This window comes from Alishewanella jeotgali KCTC 22429 (genome assembly GCF_000245735.1).
GTDB classification, from domain to species: domain Bacteria; phylum Pseudomonadota; class Gammaproteobacteria; order Enterobacterales; family Alteromonadaceae; genus Alishewanella; species Alishewanella jeotgali.
Map to the genome: position 1 here is coordinate 1 of NZ_AHTH01000037.1, position 21,042 is coordinate 21,042.

Sequence of the window (21,042 nt, forward strand, 5' to 3'; positions counted from 1 at the left end):
TACACTTTTGTTTTCCGCTGCTTTAAGCGTTAGGCTCGTAAAGTCAAAGAGAGGAGTTTCCATGGCAACGAAGTGCCCTTTCTGTGGTAGCGACATCTTGCCACAGGCAACCGTTTGCAGAGGTTGTAATGCCCAGTATGGGTATAATTTCGGCAACGAAAAAATTGGAGAATTAGGCCCCGCGCTTCGATCTGTAGTTATTATGCTTGGAATTTTCGCAGCATCAATGCTTGGGCTACTGCTAATAGACTTGGACTCAAGCACATTCGCAACAGTGTTTGTGCTATTCGGCATCGCGGGAGTCTTAATTGGGCTATTTGGAGCTTACTCGTTTCTCGTTCTCATAATGGCATTGATGAGAGGGAGAAAATGGTGGCGATAAAAATCAATGATTTTTTCTATTACGTCTAACAAACAAAAGCAGGCGGAACGAAAATGCCTAACCAAGCGCTGTTGTCGCCGCTATCGCGGCAGGGACGGCTTACGCTGTGTTCCAGCCGCCCCAAAGCTTGTCGTTAGGCTATCAGTGTGAATAGACAGTTCGACGAAAACATTAAAGCCTTTGTTGCTAAATCTTCTATTCCTCAATTAGCGGTTGGAGTTTGGCACAATGGTGAATCGTATTACGCCAACTACGGTCATGAATCACAAGCATGCGTTGATGTTTTTGAAATAGGCTCTGTCGGGAAAACCTTTACAGCGACATTACTTGCTGTTTTGGTCGATAAAGGACTAGTCAGTTTAAATGACAACGTTAATAAGTTTAAGCCTGAACTACCATTTGCAAAAGATGTGACCTTGTTGCAGCTTGCCACCCATACATCAGGGCTGCCAAGCGATCCTTTTACAGGTTTTGTATTACATGCTAAAAAAGCCGTTCAAAATTTTAGCCACTCGGATTACTGCAATTTTTTGAATGGGCTTAATAAGCCTTTGAAGAGCGGCAAGTTTAACTATTCAAATATTGGTATGGCACTGCTTGGTAATCTTTTGGCTGATCATGTGGGGAGCACTTACGAAGAGGCAGTAAAAACCTATATTCTCGATCCTCTTGGTATGAGCGATACGCATGTCTCGAATACAGTTTATGACGAGCATCGTTTAGCTATTGGGCACGGTGGTGATGGTAAAGCAGTAGCTCATTTTAAATGGGACAGTATGGAACCTGCGGGGCTTTGGCGTTCGACAACCAAGGATATGATTGTTTTTTTAAAAGCACATTTGGGTTACTCCGGTGAACAATGGAAGAACCTATTGGCTAAAACAACTGTGGCGGCAATTAATGATCCAAAATGTGATCATGTAGGACTGGCCTGGATGCTTGCCTGCGGTGACGTGGTCGGGGATTATGCCTGGCACAATGGGCAAACATTGGGGCAAAAATCTATGGCGGTTTGTTGCCCAAATCAAGATACAGCAATAGTAATGCTATCTAACAAAGCTCCAAGGCTTTGGCACAATTTTTTTAGCAGTTATAGCATTGAGCAGTTATCGTTTGAAATGTTAAAAGAATTAATAGGTGGCAAAGAGCATGAAGAAAAAGCCTAACAAAGTGCGGCATTCGTGTCCTTCGGCCACTGCGACGCTCACAAGTTCGCGCGCATGCGCACGGCGTTCTGCTAACACCTAAAAGCGGACTTTACAGCCTTAAAGTTGGAATGTCTGCAATTGGCACAAAGCCGAGATCCGACGAAGTGGTACTTTCCGTGAAATTTGTGGTGCGATTAATTTGCAACACGTGGTAAGGAGCGGTTGCAATGTGGTGGTAAATTAAGTGCAATTAATCAGCTTAACATACTTTTTGCGAGCGTAACCGAGTATGCTGCCAAGGGTTCGAATATTTGAAACAGTCAACACAACGTTTAAATTCACTTGAACTACGCCGGAATGTCGACCGGCAAGGACAAAACGCTGATCGCTGCGCAAATAGAGATATTCAAAGCTGTGTGCAAGTGTAGGAAAAAGTTTTTATAAAAGTTAGCGCTGTTTAGCTAAGCTAAGTAGTCGCTGGCTATATCTTTGCATACCTTCAAATATCGGTTCGGCTATAAAACTAGGAAAACCAGCGGGCAATTCACCAGCAACCTTATTAATCAAATCTGCAGTCATGCTTCCCATTTCATGTAGTATCCGCTCCATGCTCGATAATGGAAAACCGACTTCACCAGCGGTGTTAAAAAAGTGTTCAGGGCCGATCAACCGGCATTCTGTTTCTCTGCCTTTGGAGCCCTTTAATGACATTGCCAAACGCAAGTCTTTTTCATGTAGACCTTTTTTAGAGATTGCAGGGAAGGCGGACAAGATATCGTATAGCGGGGTTAGCCGGTATTGATCTTGCCGTTCAAGAAAAATGGAGAAATTCTTAGCGTGACCATCTGTTGCACCCAGCAGCCAGAATAAAACCTGGGTGCGCATAAAGGTTTCCCGGTCATGTATGGGGTTCGCAGCACCAAGTAACTCTTGCATGATAATGGAAATGCTGGGACCGCCGTCTACTTCATATTTTCTAGCGGGGGAGGTGCCGCTAACCTGGCAGAAATCCTCTTGTGGTAGTCGCATGATCCAACTGTTATCAGGCGCCATCTTGCGATCAAAGCGCTCAACCGCCAACGCCTTAATGCCGTCCGGCATTATCATCTGACAGTTTGCCGTTTCAAAGCCGTAGGCTTTGGCGATTTTAAGACATAGATACTCATTCTCAACACTGTGTGTCATATCAATCACACGATCATGTGAGCGTATTTCGCCTATTGGCAGCTTAATAATATGCGTCGTGGGTGTCGCATTATGTGGTAGGCACCAATGGCCTTGATGAAATAATAGTGCCGTTTTTTCCTGAGCACCGGCCAGTGAAATACGAAAATCTTGAGTATCGTCCAGCATGCCTAATGGTTTTTTTGCCTGATAGCCATTTAATATCTTTGCAAGTTCAGTATCTGTTAGCGCACTCGCCTCAATCCGCTTTATGGTAGGCGCAGCTGCACCTGATGGAACCAGCTGTATTGCACCGACACAATCCCTTCCAACCTGGCTAAGGATATCAAAAGGCTCGGTTGAATTGGCTTTAAAACGTGCCACCATTCGCTCGCGAATTTCGCGAGAGTCGGGCAGTAAGTTATCAAAAAAGTTATAGACTTGCGGTCCTGTATAACGTTCTGGTCGAAGTGTTAAGGAAAGCGATAAGCTTCGACGTCCTGGCGAGCTTAGCCAATCAGTATCGTAAGTGAAAATATTCGCTCCTCGTCTATCGCGCTGGTATTCACCAACCCTGATCCCATTCATGTAAATATCAAGCGTGTCCATTTACCAGCCCTCCTGCCATTTATTTTCGTCTGGCTGTAAGGATGTTTCGCGGGGCGAGATATCCAGCTGAAGTTGCAATGCGGCAAGGATTTTGAAAAATGTGGCTAACTTACAGGATTCAGGTTTGTTCTCAAAATCAGAAATCGTCGCCACCCGGAGACCGACCAGCTGAGCGATCTCTGCTTGCGTAACACCATGCTTTTTGCGATATGCTTTTATCAGTGTGCTAAGTTGTTCTGGACGGGTAATCTGCATCAAACACACTCCACCTTGTTAGATGTAATTTGTTATGAGTGTATACGCCTTACCGTAATTATTGTCAATATACGCTAGGGCGTAATTTAAATTGGTATACGCTAAGGCGCAATAAAAGATGTTGAGTTTGGTGCTTCATGGCTGGAGCATTTCTGGTATTTTTAGCTGTTCAAATGCCAAAAGTTATCTAAAAAGTGTCGAAAAAATTCGACATAAAAACTCAGATTTTTTTTCGGTTTTAAAAAATTTTGTCGTAGGCCTCCTGAGGAAAAGGTCAAACTTTTGGTACCTAAAAGTGACTAAAAATGTGACTAATTGGGTTTAAATGGTAGTGTTTTTGGGTTAATCTAGGTGTCGATCTTTATATAAGCATCTGATATATATAAAATATTGTGATTTGGTGAGATAGGTTTCTGCGCTCCGGAGGCAGAGGTCTCAGGTTCGAATCCTGACGGGTGCGCCAAACGTCAAAACCGCCATAGGGCGGTTTTTTCGTTTGTGGACCTTGTCGGATGAGAGCCTGTCGTTCGACAAAACGGCAGGAAAGCCGTTTTGGACGTTGCGTAGCAACGCCCGCAGGGCGAGGTACAGGATGTACCGAGTCAATCCTGACGGGTGCGCCAAAACAAACAACCAACCGCCATTTGGCGGTTTTTTGTTTTGTGGTACTCGCAGATTTGAACCTTCTTCGACACCAATTTGCCTGGAGCAAATTGGAACAGCGCAAGCTGGCCCCTCTGGGGCGAGTATCAGGATGATACGAGTGAATCCTGACGGGTGCGCTATATAAATCAAACGCTTACGTGAAAGCTAAGTGGTTTTTTTGTGCCTTGTGACCATCTGGTGACCATTCAGTTTTCATGAAACAAACTTAACCAGGTTTTTTGATCTCTGCTTGTTTTAATATGTCTAAAACTTAGTAGGCAAAATAAGCTAATATTTCATCCTAAGACTTAGCGGGGCAACTCTGGTTAAGTAAAGTTGCTCTAATGCTTCTGGAATTGTCATTTCTTCATTCTCTCTCAGATATCGTTCAACTTGCTTATGAACAAAGACGATACGTTGTTTTTGCCTGCGGTATTTTTCCATCTAGTGAGATCCTTAAATTTAACGTCTGATTTCGTAAGGTAGCTAAACTCTGAAGGTATACGTCAGCTATAAATTTACTAATTATTGATGCAAATATTGATGCGGTAATTGTGGTAAGCTTTTATAGGACACTGAAATTAAGAGTTTTAAAGAAATATGCCTAGCTCAGCTATTGATGCAATTGTTGATTTTTTACGGCGTGAACCTGCAAGTTCAAGCGAAATCGCCAGCTTTTGTGGTTGCGATCGCTCAACGGTGACACGTCATCTGAAGCGACTTGAAAAGCAACTCGTTACGACAGGCCGTGCCCGCTCTACACGTTATTATTTACGCAAGGGAACAGGCGCTGAGTTACCACTTTATCGAGTCACTGAGGCTGGCCAAGCAGAGCTTTTTGGCACTATGGTCGCAGTGATGCCGCGAGGCTACATTGTAAATACACATCATCACGCCGAGTTTTGTTACTACGATGATTTACCTTGGTGGATGCAAGATTTAAGACCTCAGGGGTTTCTCGGCCGAAATCTCGCCAAGGCGCTTTTCAGAAGAGAGATTGTTGACACTGAAGATATTACTTACTGGAAAGATCAGGATATTTTTAACGCGTTATTGCATGCCAAAGGTGATACACCGGGAAACTTACTGATCGGGACCTTAAGTTATCAGGAATGGCTACAGCATGAACCGATAGCAAGATCTGAAGGTGATTTTGTGATGCTGGCAGAGCATGCCATGTCAGGAGAAGTAGTGGGTTCTTCTGCCGGTGGCGAGCAACCTAAGTTTTGCGCTTTTGTTGATGGTAAACACCGTCTGGTTAAGTTCACTGAACCGGTTATCAACGCGAACAGTCAGCGCTGGGCTGATTTATTGGTGGCAGAGCATCTTGCTTTAAACACCTTAGCGAATGATGGCATTCCAGCAACCTGTTCTAAAATTGTCAGGCGTGAACAACGCACATTTTTAAGTTGTGCGCGTTTTGACCGAATAGGCGAGATCGGACGCAAAGGTCTGGTCTCCTTGCGTATGGTAGAGATGCAATTTGTCGGCAAGCCAGCGGAGTGGCCAGTGATAGCGATGCATTTGCAGCAGGATAGACATATCACTGCTGAAGAGGCAGATACAATCTCCGTGATTTGGTGTTTCGGCCGTTTGATTGCGAATACAGATATGCATACCGGTAACTTATCTTTTTTCTACTCAGCAGAGGGGGGGCTTACTCTGGCACCTGTATACGATATGTTACCTATGGCCTTTGCGCCTTTACGCAGTGGCGCTATGGCATCTCACCATAACTTAACCATTAACGCGATTGCTCAAGGCAAACACTGGCGACAAGCTTATATCCTGGCTGAGCGGTTTTGGAATGACTTAGCCAATCATGTTGAAATATCCCCAGATTTCAGGCGTGTCGCCGAATCGATGCGACTTGAACTTAAGGCTATAAAGCGTTTGGTGGATAGGATGGCATGATTAACATAATGGACGCGAACCGGCCAAAATAGTTGACGCCGAACACTCCCATTTGCCATAGCGCGACAATTTCTATAAGCCAGTAGCGCATTAATAGCGACCAGCGCACCGGCCAGCCGCTGCTAACAAAACCGCCATTGCATCTAGGCTATTGCGCCCGCAACAGCTGCAGTAATTGCTCGGTGCTTAAACGTGCTGCCATATCGCCACCTTCTAACAACGAATCGGCGAGCTCGCGTTTTTGCTGGTGCAATGCCAAGATTTTTTGCTCGATGGTGTTTTCAGTTACCAGTCGGTAAATGGTTACCGGCCGGGTTTGGCCAATACGATGCGCACGATCTGATGCCTGATCTTCTACTGCCGGGTTCCACCAGGGATCAAGATGGATTACATAATCCGCTGCTGTCAGGTTTAAGCCGGAACCTCCCGCTTTTAAACTAATCAAAAACACCTCGCCATCACCTTGTTGAAAGGCGCTGACGCGCTTTTGGCGTTCGGCAACGGGTGTGCTGCCATCCAGATATTGATAGCGGATCTGTTGCTGTTCCAGATACTGCCGCACCAGTGCCAGATGATCAACAAACTGGCTAAATACCAGCACTTTATGCTGGTTATCCAGAATTTCTGTTAAGGTTTCTGCAAATACCTGGAGCTTACTGCTGCTTAACTTATATTCTGGCACGACCAGGCTGGGGTTACAGCAAAAACGGCGTAACTTCATAATTTCAGCCAGCACCTGAATGGCCTGGCCGCTTTCGGCATTAGCCAGTTGCTCTATTGCTTGTTGACGCAGCGCTTCATATAAATGGCGCTCATCGTCGCTTAGCTCTACCGCCAGGGTGATTTCGGTACGTGAGGGTAATTCGGTTAATACCTGCGTTTTGGTGCGGCGCAGCACAAAGGGACTAAGCAGTTTCTTTAATAGGGCGCGGGTTTCAGTGTTACCCTTTTCAATTGGTGTAGCGAAGCGTTGGTTAAATTGTTCCTTAGTGCCCAGCAAACCGGGATTTAAGAAATTAAATAAGCTCCACAATTCGCCAAGATGGTTTTCAATTGGTGTACCGCTAAGTGCCAGTCGAAAATCAGCGTTAAGCGCCATCGCAGCTTTCGCTCGTTTAGTACTATCGTTTTTAATGGCCTGGGCTTCATCCAGTACCAGGGTGCGCCACTGCACCGCAGTAAATTGTTCAGTGTTATTTTGCAGCATGCCATAGCTACAGATCACCAGATCAAAGGGGCCAACAGCAGAGAGATCACGGTTTTCATAGAACCAGTGGATTTTTAAAGTTGGCGCAAAACGAGCCGCCTCGGTTTGCCAGTTATTAGCGACCGATACCGGTGCCACAACTAAGGCCGGGCCTTCTGCTGCGCGTTGTAGTAATAGTGCCAGAGTTTGCAGGGTTTTGCCGAGCCCCATATCATCCGCCAGGCAGGCGCCAACGCCCCAATGTGCTAATTTAGTTAACCACTGAAACCCCTGTAATTGATAATCACGAAGCTCTGCCTGCAAGGTGTTTGGTAACTCAGGCTGCAATTTCTCCATCTGCTGTAGTCGCTTGAGTTGGCTTTGCCAGGCTTTGTTGCTGCTTAGCTGTTGCGCGCCTTCTGCAAACTCGGCGACGAAAGGCGCCGTTAGGCTATTTAGCTGTAACTTGTCTTGTTTGCCTGGGTTTGCCAGTGCGGCTAAATCTTTTAACTGTTTATGAAATGCGGCACTCAGTGCCAGATAATGTTTATCTGTTAGGGGAATGAAACGGTTATGACTTTGCTGCAGCAACTCCAGCAATGTTTTAAGTGATAGCACCTTATCCTGATCTAAGGCTAACTCGCCATCCAGTTCCAGCCATTGACCTTGCTGACGAATGTTTAGCCGGAAATCGCGCGTTTCAACCTTATTCGTGATCTTAAAGGGTTCGCCTTCAGGCCAGACCAGGCTAAAGTGCTCCGCAGGCAGATCCTGTAGCTCGCTTAATAGTTCCAAGCAGTGTTCTGGCTCGGGGATTAGCCATTGGCTGCCATCAAATTCGCTTTGTTGCAGGCTGGGGCAGGTTAAATTCAGCGTCGCCAGATGCTGCTGCTCTGCTTTCAAACTGCGTTCTGTTTGCACCGGCTCGCCAGCCTGCTCGCCTACCAGTAAGGCATTGCCTTTGCCGGGGCTAAAAAAGGCGCTACCATCTAGTGGTTGCACTAGCGGCTGTAACCGCAGCCCATCCTGGTAACGCGATAAGTAAAGTTGCAAAGTCGAGTTCGGTGCTATGGTTTTTAACGCGCTTGGTAGGCTAATGGCGTCGGCTTGCACCGGGATGCTGGGCGCTAATTTACTCACCGTGGCCAGCAATAGTTCTTTGCCTGCAGCAGGCACAGTTAATCCGGGGCCAATAATTTGCATTATCTGCATAATCTGCGGGCTAAAGTCGTAAACCAGTATTTTATTCGGCCCAGCCAGCTGCCAATTTTGGTCGCTGTATGCTGCCTCTTCCGGTTCCAGGCTAAGCTGGTACTGTTGCTGATGTTGTTTTACTTGCAGGTAAAAGGTACCTGCTTCAACCTGAATGGGGGTATCAGGTTTCCCCTCCCAAAATACCAGTGGGTGCCCCACTAACTGGCGCAGCGCTTTTTCAGTATCAATTTCATAATTTAGCCCGCCATAGTAGCCCTGATACATCGGCTCAATACAGGCGATAACTTTTTTATCCGCTGCAGTAACAAAGGGTAAGTTGTCATCTTCCTGAGCTAAACGCTTTAGCGCGACGGCGCGGCCAGCCGACCATTGTCCTTTAGCATTACGTTTTTGTTCGCGCGGCTCGATGCGAGTGTAAAAATCATTAGCCTGCACAAACCAGCATAAGCGGCTACTTTGGTTATCAGGCGAGGTGTTTTTTGTGGTTTGGGTGAGCAAATTTAACGCATTAAGCGCGCGCTGCCATTGTGCTTCTTTTTGTATTAACTGACAAAGGGGCCGCAGTTGCCGTTGTTGGTGCCAGTCTGGCCATAAGCGGTTTTGCCCATAGGCAGCCGCAATGATGGCATCCAGCTCGGCGGCAACCCAGCTATAGCCGCGGGCCTGATATAGCTCCCGCATTCTGAGTAACTTAGGCTCAATAATCTCCGTCAGCGCATCCTGCCAAAACAACGCCAAAATATAGAACAGGCCATCTAAACCAAACGGGATCATATCGGGGTCCCAGTCATGGTGATAGTGATTGGCGGTAGTTTGTTCTAACTCATCAACCAGGCGCAGCCATTGTTGGTAGCACAGACCATCGTTTAATTGCAGGCCGGTTTTTACTTGCGCTTTTAAGCGTTTTTGACTCTCCGGGGTAGCGCAGCCTAGGTACGCCAGCATTGCAAACCAGCCGTCAAGATGCCGGAACTGAAGTTTACGTTTACCGGAATGTTTTTTAAGTTGCTTCTCCAGGTTTCCTAACTCACTAGCGGCCTCGGTGGTTTTGCCTTTTAACACCAGCATAGCGCTATGCAGAAAGCCTGAGTATTGTTCAATGTCTGGGGCTTTGGCTTGGAGCTGGTCGGTGAGTAGCAGATACCAATGATAGAGTTGTGCCACATCGCTATCATGCGGCACGCGCTTTAGATACGCCTCGGTTGCACGGTATAAATGCGGACAATCGGGTAAACGATAGAGCGCCGTCAGCATACTATGTAGTATGACAGAGTGCTGTATTTCCAGTGGCATAGCGTTAAAGAAGGTGCTGCCATCTGCCGGATCGGCCATAAAGCTCAACGGATAAACACCACCGTCAGGTTCGGTAGCAAAATAGCCACTGTTATAGTCCAATAGGCTTGGGAAGTCACCTTGGAGCATCGCAAGCCACATTTGGCGGCGGTAATAGCTACGTTGCTGTTTAACATAATAGCTGCGGTTATTGCGGCTTAGCCAGTCACGGGCTTGACGCAGCCAAGGGTTGCGCTGGCTATTCTGCTGGATGTATTCAAATATACTAAATAACGGTGCCAGATTATTTTGGGTGTTTAACTGATACCCTGCGCCAGCCGGCTGTTCAATCCAGCCTTGGGCTTTCAGGTTTTGTATGGCTAATTTAATGTCAGCAAAGGTAAGTGCTTTACCACTATCCCCTCTGGCTCCGGTTAGCCGGATAATATCTAGCCATTTGCTTTGTGCCATTGGTTCTTGTAACAGAGCCATCATTATGAGTAGCGCGCGTTCTAATTCAGGTAGTGAAGCAACAGCAGTGCGTTCCATAAATTTTGGGATTATAAGCAGTTAATAATTGGACAATTTTAGCATGATAGACTTGCATGGTCTTTAACCATATTCAGCAAACGATTTACCCATCAGTGATATGCAAATCAGGGCAAACTACAGAACTTACTACTATTACTTGGTGTTAGATGACGGACTTTATTGTTGATAACAGCAGCGACTTTGCCGAGCAGGCGAAACAAAAAATTGCCGAGTTTAATGCTCAGCATTGGGATGCCAGCCAGCGTCAGGCTTTAGGTTTAAAGCAGTTTAATGCGCATGGCGAAGTGGTGGCCATGCTGGCCGGGCGGACCTTTGGCAACTGGTTTTACCTGGAATCCTTCTGGTTGCAGGAAAGCGAGCGCGGTAAGGGCCTGGGCAGCGCTATGCTGGCTGAAGCAGAAGCGATTGCCAGACATCGCGGCTGCCGTTTTGTGTTATTAGATACCCTGGAGTTTCAGGCAAAACCCTTTTATCAGCGCCATGATTATCGGGTGGTGTGGGTACAGCAGGATTACCCCTTTGCCGGTGGTGCCAAGTATTTTATGACCAAGATCTTGTGAAATTGGTACCGCACTTTGCGTTATAAATCCCGGTACTTACTATGTACTATTACTCTCTTCTGCGGGCTTAGTACCAGTGTCGCTGCTACGGCATAGAGACTACCTTGTGGATTGTAGCGATCCCCTTGTTCGAATCTGAATATCACCTGCCAGGTTTTGCGCTCTGCGCCGTCATTCTTAAGCGGAACGCCTTCACTATTGGTAACAATAAACCAACTTACCGGTGCCGGCGGCATACGCTGCCCCGGACCTGCATCGTTTTCCCAGGTGCCGCTGCCGTCACTATTGAGTTGCACGCAACCTGCATTTTTGGAAGGACCACTCTGACCACCTTCGCACAAAAGTTTATCCATAAACTCCGCCGGGAAATCTGCAGTAGGTCCTTTGTGCGCCGTTACTGCGGCACCCCGATATTCCATCGTCTCCAACTGAGAGGCTGCTACTGGAAGGACCATAAAGCTGAAAGCAAGTATCAGTGATGTGAATAAATTTAAAACCGGATTATGTCGAAACACAGAATAACTCCTGTATGAGATGGGCGAGCTGAACTTGAGCATAGCTTAGGATTGGATAATCGCCAGCGCGTGCTCGCCAATTAAAGGAATAAACTCGTATCGTTTGAAGCTATGACTAAGAAAATAAAACCTCATACCATTAAGCCCCGGCCGTGCTATTAAAATAATCAATACAGTGTTTATAAAATGCCTGTACCAGCCTTGGCATTGGGGCATAGGCGGAATAGATAAAGCCATACTGATGCTCAATTACCGGCTCCAGCGGAATCAGTAAGATCTGGTCATCGGTATATTGCTGAGCCAGCACCTGATTCAGGATGGCGACACCCAGGCCACGTTTTACATAGGCACAAGCTGTTGCCACACTATGGGTTTCCAGCCGGATCTGCGGTTGTACCTGAGCGGCTTTAAACATTAGATCGATCTTTTGCCGCGTTGGCCGACCTTGTCCAAGCATAATCAAAGGGGTGTTAAGCAGCTCATTGACGCCGATCACTGTCTTGCCGGCCAGAGCAAAACTGGCCGGTACCGCGCACACCATCGGGCTGCGCAGAATGGGCACACTGATTAAGCCAGGATGGTTTTCCGGTAATTGGATAAAGCCACAATCAATAGAGCGCTGCGCCACCAAATCTCTGGCAACTTGCGGATTATGCGAGTCAATGCTGACCGATACCCGCGGATACTTCTCAATAAAGCTGGCGACGGCATTCACCAAAGGGCCGGAATTAAAGCTTGCCGGTGCAACTACCGTTAGAGAGCCGGTTTCTGTTTTATGAAGATTACGGGCCAGCTCCAGAAAACGCGCGCTATTGCTAAGTAACAGATCGATTTCCGGGGTTAGGTGTTTCGCTTCTTCAGTGGCAATCAGCCGGCTGTGCTCACGGTAAAACAACTGAAAACCAACCAATTCTTCCAGGCTAGCCAGTAACCGGCTGATCCCAGGTTGGGTCAGGCCAAGTTGTTTAGCTGCAGCGGTAGCGGAGCCAGTTTGCATAATGGCCTGAAATGCCTGCAGGCTTCGCAGATTCAAATGCGCTATTTGCATGACGTTTTGTTATGGGTTGATAACAGTAAATCATAATATTGCATAGCTTTGGCGGCTTTGCTAGCTTTTTGGTTAAACAATAACCCATACATAAAAAGCAACGGGGATAACTATGCAGCACAAACCGCTTTACCCAATCTCAATGCTCAGTTTGGCGATCAGTACCGCCTTACTGATGAACAGTGCACACCTCAGGGCGCAGGATGCGGCAGCAACTGAACAGGCGCAGCAAAAAGCTGTAGAAGTGATCTCGGTAACCGGCTCGCGAATTTTACGCCGTGGCGAAACCGAAGGTAGCCCTATTCAAACTATTGAACGCTCAGAAATGGATATCAAGGGTGCGATGTCGATCGGCGAGATCCTGCAGCAGTTGCCGAGCGTCGGTGCCAGTTTAAATGACAATGGTTCAGCGGGTACCAGCCATGGTACGGCCAGTATCAACCTTAGAAATCTTGGGGAAAACCGCTCCTTAATTCTGGTAAACGGTAACCGCTGGGTTAATGGTGCCGGTAGTCGGGGATTCAGAGATTTTGTCGACTTAAACACCATCCCCTATGCCATTATTGAGCGGGTTGAGGTGTTGCAGGACGGTGCTACGGCTATTTATGGTGCCGATGCCATTGCCGGTGTGGTGAATATTCATACCGTGAAAGACTATGACGGTGCTCAGCTTAAAGCCTATGCCGGACAAACATCGAAGCAGGATCGTGAAACCGTTAATCTTGATCTGAAACTCGGCCGTGATTGGGGTAAGCATAACCTGTTTTTTGCTGCCAGTTATTCTGACCAAAAGCCGATCCTGACTCAGGACCGGGCCCTGACGGCTATTCCGTTAAATGGCTTATCACTGGGTACTGCCGAAGGGCTATTCCGGGAAGCTAACCTGGCACAGGTAATGAATTTCCCGATCCCGGCTCAGGGCATTACCCGTGCGCCGGGCTCAGATGGTAATAATCTGGCAAGCTGGCGCCCGGCAACCACCAATGATCGGTTTAACCGTTACCACGATAATTACGTGGTTGGGCCAAATGAGCGGTTAAGCCTGTATGGACAGGCACTGTTCCAGTTACCCGATACTGCGGTATTTCAGGATACCCGGTTGCGGGTCGAGCTGTTACATAACAAACGTGAGTCTGACCAACAGTTTTCGGCGGTTATTCCTACGGTAACAGGTGCCCGTGGCTTTGTGATTGTAAATGATCCCAGAGTGAACCCCTTCGGTGTCGAATTCTCCGGTAATGACTTCTCGCTGAATAACTTCTTTGTTGATAACGGCTTGCGCCGTAACATTCAGGAAGTCAAAACCAGTCGTGCCGGACTGGGAATTGAAGGCTTTTTACCGGGAGACTGGCGCTGGGATATGTTTGCCTCGGTGGCAAAGAACGAGGGCACCTTTACCTCCGCTAACCAGTTACATCTGGATAAACTGGCGTTGGGTATGCGGGCCTGCGGTACGGCCGGTTTAACCGCAGATGTCAGCGATTTATTGGCTGGTTGTGTACCGGTAAATATGTTTAACCCTCTTACCGCTGATATGGTGCGATACATTAATTTCACGGGTGAAGATCGTAACCAAACTCAGCAGCAACACCTGCGCTTTAACCTGACCAATGCCGTGGCCGAGCTACCGGCCGGCGATCTGTTACTGGCTACCGGTGCGGAATACCGCAAAGAAAAGGGTACCGACACCCCGGATAGCGTCATTAATGCGGCACCGCGCGTGAATCGTTATCAAACCACCTCCTCTGCGCCACGCACCGGCACTGTCGGTGAGTATGATTTATCTGAGGCCTATCTGGAGCTGAATATTCCACTGTTGGCGACACAGCCACTAGCTGAATATCTGGAACTCAATCTGGCCAGCCGTTACTCCAATTACAGTACCTTTGGTAACACCACTAACAGCAAGGTAGGGTTGCTCTACCGGCCGGTAAGTGATCTGATGTTAAGAGCTACCTGGGCTGAAGGCTTCCGTGCGCCTTCTGTTCTGGAGCTGTATGAAGGGGAACGCGCATCCTTTGCCCCGGTCAATGACCCTTGTGCGGCAAACAGCAGTTTGCCTGGTTGTGCCGGTGTGCCCGCCTCTTACACCCAAACCGATGCCAATGTACCAATCACCATTGGTGGCAATAATCAGCTAACCCCTGAAACATCCGAGAATATTTCAACCGGCTTGGTTTACACCCCAGCCCGGCTGTCAGGATTCAGCCTGACCATGGATTGGTACAATATCAAAATTGATAACACCATCAGCACCTTTGGTACTCAGAACCTGATCGACCTGTGTGCATTTACCGGGCGTAATTGTAATGTGATTAGCCGTGCCGGATCGGGTGAGATCCTGAATGTGGTAGATGGGCCGGTTAACCTGAACCGCACTGAGGTGTCGGGTATTGATACCGTAATCCGTTACAACCTGGATACCGCCATCGGCCGCTGGGATTTTAGTACCAGTGTCTCGAAGTTAAATAAGTTTGCTGAATCTTCAACCCTGGCAGACGGCTCTGAGTTAACCACCGACAAAAAAGGCTTTGCCGGAGTACGGGAGGCCTATCCTAAATGGCGCGGTAACTTTACCACCCAATGGCGCAAAGATAATCTGAGCGCGGCCTATAACCTGCGTTATATCGGTGATACCACGGAAACCTTCGCGAATCAGCCAAGAAGTATCGGTTCTATGGTGTATCACAACCTCTCTGCCGGTTATAAATTTGAGCAAGGACTGTCACTACGTGCAGGGATTAATAATCTGTTTGATAAACAGCCTCCAACCTCGCTGGTAAACGTCAATATTAACTTTGATCAGCAAACCTACAATGCGGTGGGCCGTTTCTACTATTTACAGCTGACCTACGACTTTTAACCGCGCCGGGGCACCCAAAGGGTGTCCGGTATTGGATGTATTATGAGAACAGAGTTAACACAAGGCTATAAGTTATTTTTGCCTGCCGGCAACCTTATGCCGCTGATTTTCGACTCGCCGCACAGCGGTATGGAATTTCCGGCCGATTTCCGGTGTTTAGCGTCTGACGTACAGTTACGTTCAGGCTGGGATGCCTTTGTTGATGAGTTGTGGCAGCCTGCCCATTTGGCAGGCGCGACCTTGATCGCCGCCAGAGCGTCACGAATGTATATTGATCTGAACCGGGCTGTGGATGATATCGATCCTGAGCTGCTTTCTGGCGATTGGCCCGGCGAGTTAAAGCCTACCACCTACAGTAAAAGAGGGATGGGTTTGTTACGTCGCTTTGCCTTACCCGGCGTGCCGATGTATGAGCAGAAACTCGCTGTTAGCGAGGTGCAGCAGCGTATCGCACAGTATTATCTGCCTTATCATCATTGTCTGTCTGAGCAAATTAGAGCCTTGCATCAGAAGTTTGGCGCGGTATGGCATATTGATTGTCACTCGATGAAATCGCAGGGTAACGCCATGAATATCGATCAGGGGCAGGCCAGAGCCGATATCGTGATCGGCGATAAGGACGGGCAATCTGCTGAACCGGGTTTCACCAGCCTGATTGTGCAGTTTTTTCAGGATAGGGGGTATAGTGTCAGTGTAAATTATCCCTATAAAGGGGGCTATCTAACCGAGTGTTTCGCCGCCCCCGCGCAGCAGATCCACAGTGTGCAAATTGAGATCAACCGGGCGCTCTATATGAATGAGCAAACATTCATGAAACATCAGGGTTTTAACAAGCTACAACATGATTTGCAGCAATTGGTGGCCGCAATCCGTACTTATATTACCCAGCGCTTGCCAGCACTGGCCGACGAGGTGAATTAATGTCAGATAAAGCCAAGGTTTCCGCTACGGTTGAGCCCGCTGTCAGTATCGCTGTACCGCAGCGTTCCGGGGCAAACCCGATAGTGGTGTTGCTGTTTATTTTACTCGTTGCCGCCGGCCTCACCTATTTACTCGACTCGGGTAGTTATCAAAGAACTGATGGTTTGGTGGTTGCGGGTAGTTATCAGGTAATAGAAAAAGACCGTTCTCTGAGCAATCTGTTTGGTTCGGTTACCCAGGCGCCTGCAGGTGAGGCCAGACCCGTGGGGGTAATTGATGTGCTGCAAGCGATACCCGCAGGTTTGCAGCGGGGAGCCGGGCTGATCTTTATGGTGCTGATTATTGGCGGCATGTTCGGCATTCTGAATAAATCAGGTGCAGTCGATGCCGGGCTTGAGCGGCTAATCAGTGCGGTAAAGGGCAATGTCTACGGTCTGGTGATCTTTCTGATGACCATGTTTGCGTTGGGTAGCACCTTTTTAGGCCTGGCTTCGGAGTATTTACTGATTATTCCGCTGATGGTTGAGCTGGCACGCCGGCTGGGTATGTCAAATCTGATCGGTTTGGCCATTCTGACCATTGCCGTAAAAGTCGGTTACCTATCCTCTATTACCAACCCCTTACCACTTACTATTGCACAGCCGCTTCTCGGTTTACCTATCTTCAGCGGTGCCGGGATGAGAACTTTGTTTTTCGCTGTTTTCTTAGTGTTTGGTATTGCTTACATGCTGTGGGTGATTAAGAAAACCGGGTTTAAAAAGCAGCTGGAGATCAGTTTTGATAGCCGAAAACTCAGTTTGCGCCATCTGGTATTGTTGTTGATCATGCTGGTTGGGATCGCCGGTTTGGTCTATGCCTCCAATACCTGGCAATGGAAAAATCAGCAGCTGTCTGCCTATTATATCGGTATGAGTATCTTGCTGGCCTGTTGTAGCGGGTTGGGAGCCAGTGGCGCTGCCGATGCCTTTGTCTCAGGGATGAAGAAAATCCTGCTGGCCAGTATCCTGATTGGTGTTGCTTTTGCTATTGCCATCACGCTGGAAAACGGCAAGGTCCTTGATGCGGTAGTGCATGGTCTGGTCAGTATCATCGGAGAGGATAACTCCTATCTGGCTGTTTTGGGAATGTTTGTGTCTCAGTTACTGCTGGATGTGATGATCCCCTCCACCTCTGGTCAGGCGGCGGTCAGTATGCCGATCCTGGGGCCTATAGGTCAGCTGTCCGGCGTGGGGGCACAAACCACAGTGCTGACATTTCTGTTCGGTAATGGCATAACCAATATGATTACTCCAACCTCCGGTACCTTGCTGGCCTATTTGGCTACTGCTCAGGTGAGCTGGACCGACTGGGCCAGATTTATTCTGCCGCTAGTGCTGATTTTTATCGTGTTGGCCTGCCTGATGTTATTTTTTGCGGTATATGTCGGTTTTTAGTTACCCGGTGCTGCACCGCACTGCCGGGGACTGACTCCGGCAGTGCGTTGGGCTAAGTAGTTGCTGTCAGTATGGCGCTACCTCGCTACAAAATTCAGCACCGTCGCATTAATGCAGTAGCGCGGCTGACCATTGGGGCCATCGTTAAATACATGCCCGAGGTGAATGCCGGAGACCGCGGCCAATACCTCGGTTCTTACCATGCCATGGCTATAGTCGGGGCGGGTGGTGACGGCGCCGGCGACCGGCCGGGTAAACGACAGCCAACCGGTGCCGGAATTAAAGCGATCTTTGGTATCAAACAGTGCGGCACCGCTTAGCGCATCAACAAAGACCCCATCCGGTGTATTGCGAAATTGCTCATACTGCTGACAAAACGGCCGGTCGGTACCGCTTTGAAACGCCACCCGGTAAGCTTCGCTTTGTTCGCCCAGGCTAAAGTGGCCCAGCACCCGGTAAAAATCGCTGGCAGGCAGATAGCCCTGAATAGCAAACACTTCTTTACCCTGCTCCAGAAAATATAAGGTCGGTGTGGCAACGCTGGGCGTGCTAAGCTGCAGCCCCTGTAACTGAGAAGATTGTCGCAGATGCAGCGGCACTGGTCCCTGATAATGCTTAACTACATCGGCTTTAAACTTATCGCAGTAAGGGCAGTCGGGTGAGTCCAGCATCAGGATCTGCTTGCCCTGTAGCAGGGCACTATTGTCCATCGCCAGCTGTGCCGGTGCGCTATCCGGGTTAAAGCGCACGCCAGTGGCATGATCCGGGCAATAGCCATTCGGGTTTTTCGCCAGATAGTCCTGATGAAACGCTTCAGCGGGGAAAAACTCGGGCAAGGGCAGAATTTGCGTTTGAATAGCGCCAAAACCTGCTGCGGTCAGTAACGGCTGGTAGCTTGCGGTTACCGCCCGGGCAACGGCGGCTTGTTGTTCATCCTGATAAAAAATTACCGAGCGGTACTGAGTGCCGACATCATTACCCTGGCGATTACTTTGCGTCGGGTCATGCATTTCATAAAACTGTTGTAGCAATTGCTGCAGACTTACCTGCTGCGGCTGAAAGTGAATTTGTACCACTTCGGCATGATTATTGGGGTTAAATTTGTGCCGTTGTTGGGTGATTTCCCGATACAGCGGCCGCACGCCCTTACCGCCGGCATAGCCGGCTATGACGTCTGTTACGCCCGGTGTGGCTTCAAAGCGTTTCTCAACACCCCAGAAACAACCGGCGCCGACCACCAGCGTGGCAGTTTGCGGCTCAGAGATTGCACTAAAGGCCTTAGTGTTGGCAACGACTGCCACGCTGACACTCAGAGCGACTATCAGTGTCAGGCCCCGCCAGAACCCGAGGTTTATACCAAGCTGCCGATTCATCTTACCCCCCAGATCGCAAATGCCAGCGGCGTGCTGTTGCTTACGTACTAACCGGGCATTGGGACCACCACGTTAAGTGTAGCGGGTACGGGGCGATAGCTGCCGGCTTTGTTGCGACTAACTGATCGCTTTCGCCAGCGGAGCGTATTAGGGCGTGTTGACGTTTGCTGCTTAGATTTTGTTCGCACTGTCGGCACTTTGATCGCGAAACGAGGAGCGCAGTTTAGTCATTCTAAATAAGTGACGAGTGCCAAAGAGCAAAGTGTCGCCAGTGCGAACCCTTCGGGCAGCGTTTGGCTGGCGTTTCTACTGCGTTATCGCTTGTTCATGTAGAATAACTACACATCACAAGCTCTGCCTTGTATAAACACCAGCCAAACAGCTGCAAAAACAAGCAGCAAACGTTAATACGCCCGAAGCTGTTGGCCAGTTGCGCCCTAATGTCTAACCAAAAGAAGTCATGCTTATGCGATATGTTATTTTTGCTGCCGCTGCGGGGGCCGTAGTGGCTGCGGCCATTTATGCCGTGAGTTTTAGCGGCCGCGCCCCGGTTAGTGCCCAGGATTTTGTCAATTTACAGCAAGGTTCTCGGCTGCAGGCCGGTTTCCGACGCGCTCATGCCAAGGGCTTTTGTATCAGCGGTGAGTTTCAGTCTTCGGGGGCTTTGGCTGCCTATTCCAGTGCCCAGGTGCTGCAAAGTGGCAGTTATCCTTTTATTGGCCGCATCTCGATTGCCGGTAATAATCCATCTGCCCCCGATCTGAAAGCACCGGTCCGCAGTCTGGCGCTAACTATTCTGCCCGATAGCCCGCAGCAGTGGCGCACGGCAATGAATACGCCGCCGGTATTAGCGGTCGCGACCCCCGAGAAGTTTTATCAGCAGCTGTTGGCCATTCAAAACAGCACAGTGCCGGAGTTTTTTGCCGCCCACCCGGAAGCCCAAAACTTTATTAACTGGCGTAACAGCTATCAGCCCAGCCAGAGCTTTGCTACCGAGCGCTATCACAGTATTAATGCTTTTTATCTGATTAATGCCCAGGGACAGCAACAAGCGGTGCGCTGGGCGGCACTGCCGCTAACGGATGACGTTGGACAAATTACTGATGCAGAAGCCACAGATGCGCTACAGCAGGAGTTTTTGAGCCGGCTGCAGCAAGGGCCGGTGCGCTTTGATTTACAGTTTACCCTGGCCACCGCCAACGACAATCCGGCTGATGCCACTATTCCCTGGCCGGACACTAACCCGCAACTAATCGCCGGTACTATCGTGATTGAGCAAGCCAGTTTGCAGGACGCTGGCGCTTGTAATGCGATTAACTTCGATCCCTTGGTACTGCCGGCGGGTTTTGCGCCTTCAGACGATCCGATTTTACGCGCCCGTGCCGCAGCCTATGCCGAGTCGCACCGCCGCCGTGCCCGCGAAGTGTTAATGCAGCAAGTTACCGGAGGTGCCAATGAATAAGCCAGCAGTTTATCCCCTGGCGATGCGGGTAATGCATTGGTTAATGGCGGCTTTAGTGCTGAGCCTGGTGTTCGCCGGTTTAACCATGGTTAAGTCGCTGGGCCCCTGGCAGCAGCAATTGCTGGCCTGGCATAAAGCCATGGGCTTACTGGCCATGTTGGCGATATTAGTGCGACTTTATCTCCGCTTGCGTAGTGACACACCAAAGTTGCCAGATAGTGTGCCGAAAATGCAGCAAATTGCAGCGAAACTCACGCAGCTTGGCTTTTATATATTGTTAGTTGTGATGCCGTTGTCCGGTTATTTAATGCAAAATGCCGCTGGTCGCCCGCTGGAGCTGTTTGGATTGCCGCTGCCATCCTTGCTCAATACCGATTTAGCGCTCTATGGCCTGTTTCGCGAGATTCATGGCTGGGCGGCGCTGTTGTTAGTGCTGCTGATTGTGGTGCACATTATTGCCGCGCTCTATCACGGCCTGATCAAGCGGGATGGGGTGTTTAGCAGTATGCTGCGTCGTTAGTCGGG

15 protein-coding genes are annotated in these 21,042 nt (G+C 48.9%); 9 read left to right on the forward strand and 6 right to left on the reverse strand.

The features are described 5' to 3' along the window. Together AJE_RS18790 and AJE_RS10710 are read left to right on the forward strand one after the other, a co-directional pair. Positions 1–382 (forward strand): hypothetical protein (locus tag AJE_RS18790; protein WP_008950852.1); only part of this gene is annotated, 382 nt, incomplete at its 5' end. 146 nt (positions 383–528) lie between these two features. After that, a complete protein-coding gene (locus AJE_RS10710; protein ID WP_008950853.1) occupies positions 529–1,548 on the forward strand; it encodes a serine hydrolase domain-containing protein in 1,020 nt (339 codons plus the stop codon). Between the two features lie 429 nt (positions 1,549–1,977). Here AJE_RS10710 and AJE_RS10715 read toward each other — a convergent pair whose 3' ends face one another. Continuing rightward, positions 1,978–3,303: a type II toxin-antitoxin system HipA family toxin gene (locus tag AJE_RS10715; protein WP_008950854.1), complete on the reverse strand. Its 1,326-nt coding sequence runs from the start codon at positions 3,301–3,303 to the stop codon at positions 1,978–1,980. Next, positions 3,304–3,558, reverse strand: coding sequence for a helix-turn-helix domain-containing protein (locus AJE_RS10720; RefSeq protein ID WP_008950855.1), 255 nt, complete (start codon positions 3,556–3,558; stop codon positions 3,304–3,306). Between the two features lie 1,245 nt (positions 3,559–4,803). On the opposite strand from AJE_RS10720, the gene yjjJ reads away from it, so the two are divergent. Then, positions 4,804–6,117, forward strand: a complete 1,314-nt coding sequence (yjjJ, locus tag AJE_RS10725) for a type II toxin-antitoxin system HipA family toxin YjjJ (RefSeq protein WP_008950856.1) — start codon at positions 4,804–4,806, stop codon at positions 6,115–6,117. Between the two features lie 148 nt (positions 6,118–6,265). Here yjjJ and AJE_RS10730 read toward each other — a convergent pair whose 3' ends face one another. Beyond that, on the reverse strand, positions 6,266–10,261 hold the full coding sequence (locus tag AJE_RS10730; RefSeq protein WP_237709343.1) for a DEAD/DEAH box helicase: 3,996 nt from the start codon (positions 10,259–10,261) through the stop codon (positions 6,266–6,268). Positions 10,262–10,488: 227 nt separating this feature from the next. On the opposite strand from AJE_RS10730, the gene AJE_RS10735 reads away from it, so the two are divergent. Beyond that, positions 10,489–10,902 carry a GNAT family N-acetyltransferase gene (locus tag AJE_RS10735; RefSeq protein ID WP_008950858.1) on the forward strand — a complete coding sequence of 138 codons (414 nt, stop codon included), beginning with the start codon at positions 10,489–10,491 and terminating at the stop codon, positions 10,900–10,902. Between the two features lie 20 nt (positions 10,903–10,922). Here AJE_RS10735 and AJE_RS10740 read toward each other — a convergent pair whose 3' ends face one another. After that, positions 10,923–11,255, reverse strand: coding sequence for a hypothetical protein (locus AJE_RS10740; protein ID WP_138984230.1), 333 nt, complete (start codon positions 11,253–11,255; stop codon positions 10,923–10,925). A gap of 301 nt (positions 11,256–11,556) precedes the next feature. Then, the gene (locus AJE_RS10745; protein WP_008950860.1) at positions 11,557–12,465 is read right to left on the reverse strand and encodes a LysR family transcriptional regulator; all 909 of its coding nucleotides are present in this window, start codon (positions 12,463–12,465) and stop codon (positions 11,557–11,559) included. A gap of 112 nt (positions 12,466–12,577) precedes the next feature. On the opposite strand from AJE_RS10745, the gene AJE_RS10750 reads away from it, so the two are divergent. From AJE_RS10750 to AJE_RS10760, 3 genes are read left to right on the forward strand one after another with little or no spacing between them, the layout of a single operon-like run. After that, the gene (locus AJE_RS10750; protein ID WP_008950861.1) at positions 12,578–15,328 is read left to right on the forward strand and encodes a TonB-dependent receptor; all 2,751 of its coding nucleotides are present in this window, start codon (positions 12,578–12,580) and stop codon (positions 15,326–15,328) included. Positions 15,329–15,370: 42 nt separating this feature from the next. Next, on the forward strand, positions 15,371–16,249 hold the full coding sequence (locus AJE_RS10755; RefSeq protein ID WP_008950862.1) for an N-formylglutamate amidohydrolase: 879 nt from the start codon (positions 15,371–15,373) through the stop codon (positions 16,247–16,249). After that, the gene (locus AJE_RS10760; RefSeq protein WP_008950863.1) at positions 16,249–17,682 is read left to right on the forward strand and encodes a YfcC family protein; all 1,434 of its coding nucleotides are present in this window, start codon (positions 16,249–16,251) and stop codon (positions 17,680–17,682) included. The genes AJE_RS10755 and AJE_RS10760 overlap by 1 nt, the downstream gene beginning before the upstream one ends. A 77-nt stretch (positions 17,683–17,759) precedes the next feature. Here the strand turns inward: AJE_RS10760 and msrA are convergent, their stop codons facing one another. Beyond that, the gene (gene msrA, locus AJE_RS10765) at positions 17,760–19,055 is read right to left on the reverse strand and encodes a peptide-methionine (S)-S-oxide reductase MsrA (protein WP_008950864.1); all 1,296 of its coding nucleotides are present in this window, start codon (positions 19,053–19,055) and stop codon (positions 17,760–17,762) included. A 466-nt stretch (positions 19,056–19,521) separates the two neighbouring features. Between msrA and AJE_RS10770 the strand changes: the two genes are divergently transcribed. Beyond that, positions 19,522–20,517 (forward strand): catalase family peroxidase, encoded by a 996-nt coding sequence (locus AJE_RS10770; protein WP_008950865.1) that lies wholly within the window; start codon positions 19,522–19,524, stop codon positions 20,515–20,517. Next, positions 20,510–21,037, forward strand: coding sequence for a cytochrome b (locus AJE_RS10775; protein ID WP_008950866.1), 528 nt, complete (start codon positions 20,510–20,512; stop codon positions 21,035–21,037). The genes AJE_RS10770 and AJE_RS10775 overlap by 8 nt, the downstream gene beginning before the upstream one ends. The last annotated feature ends 5 nt before the right edge of the window (positions 21,038–21,042 follow it).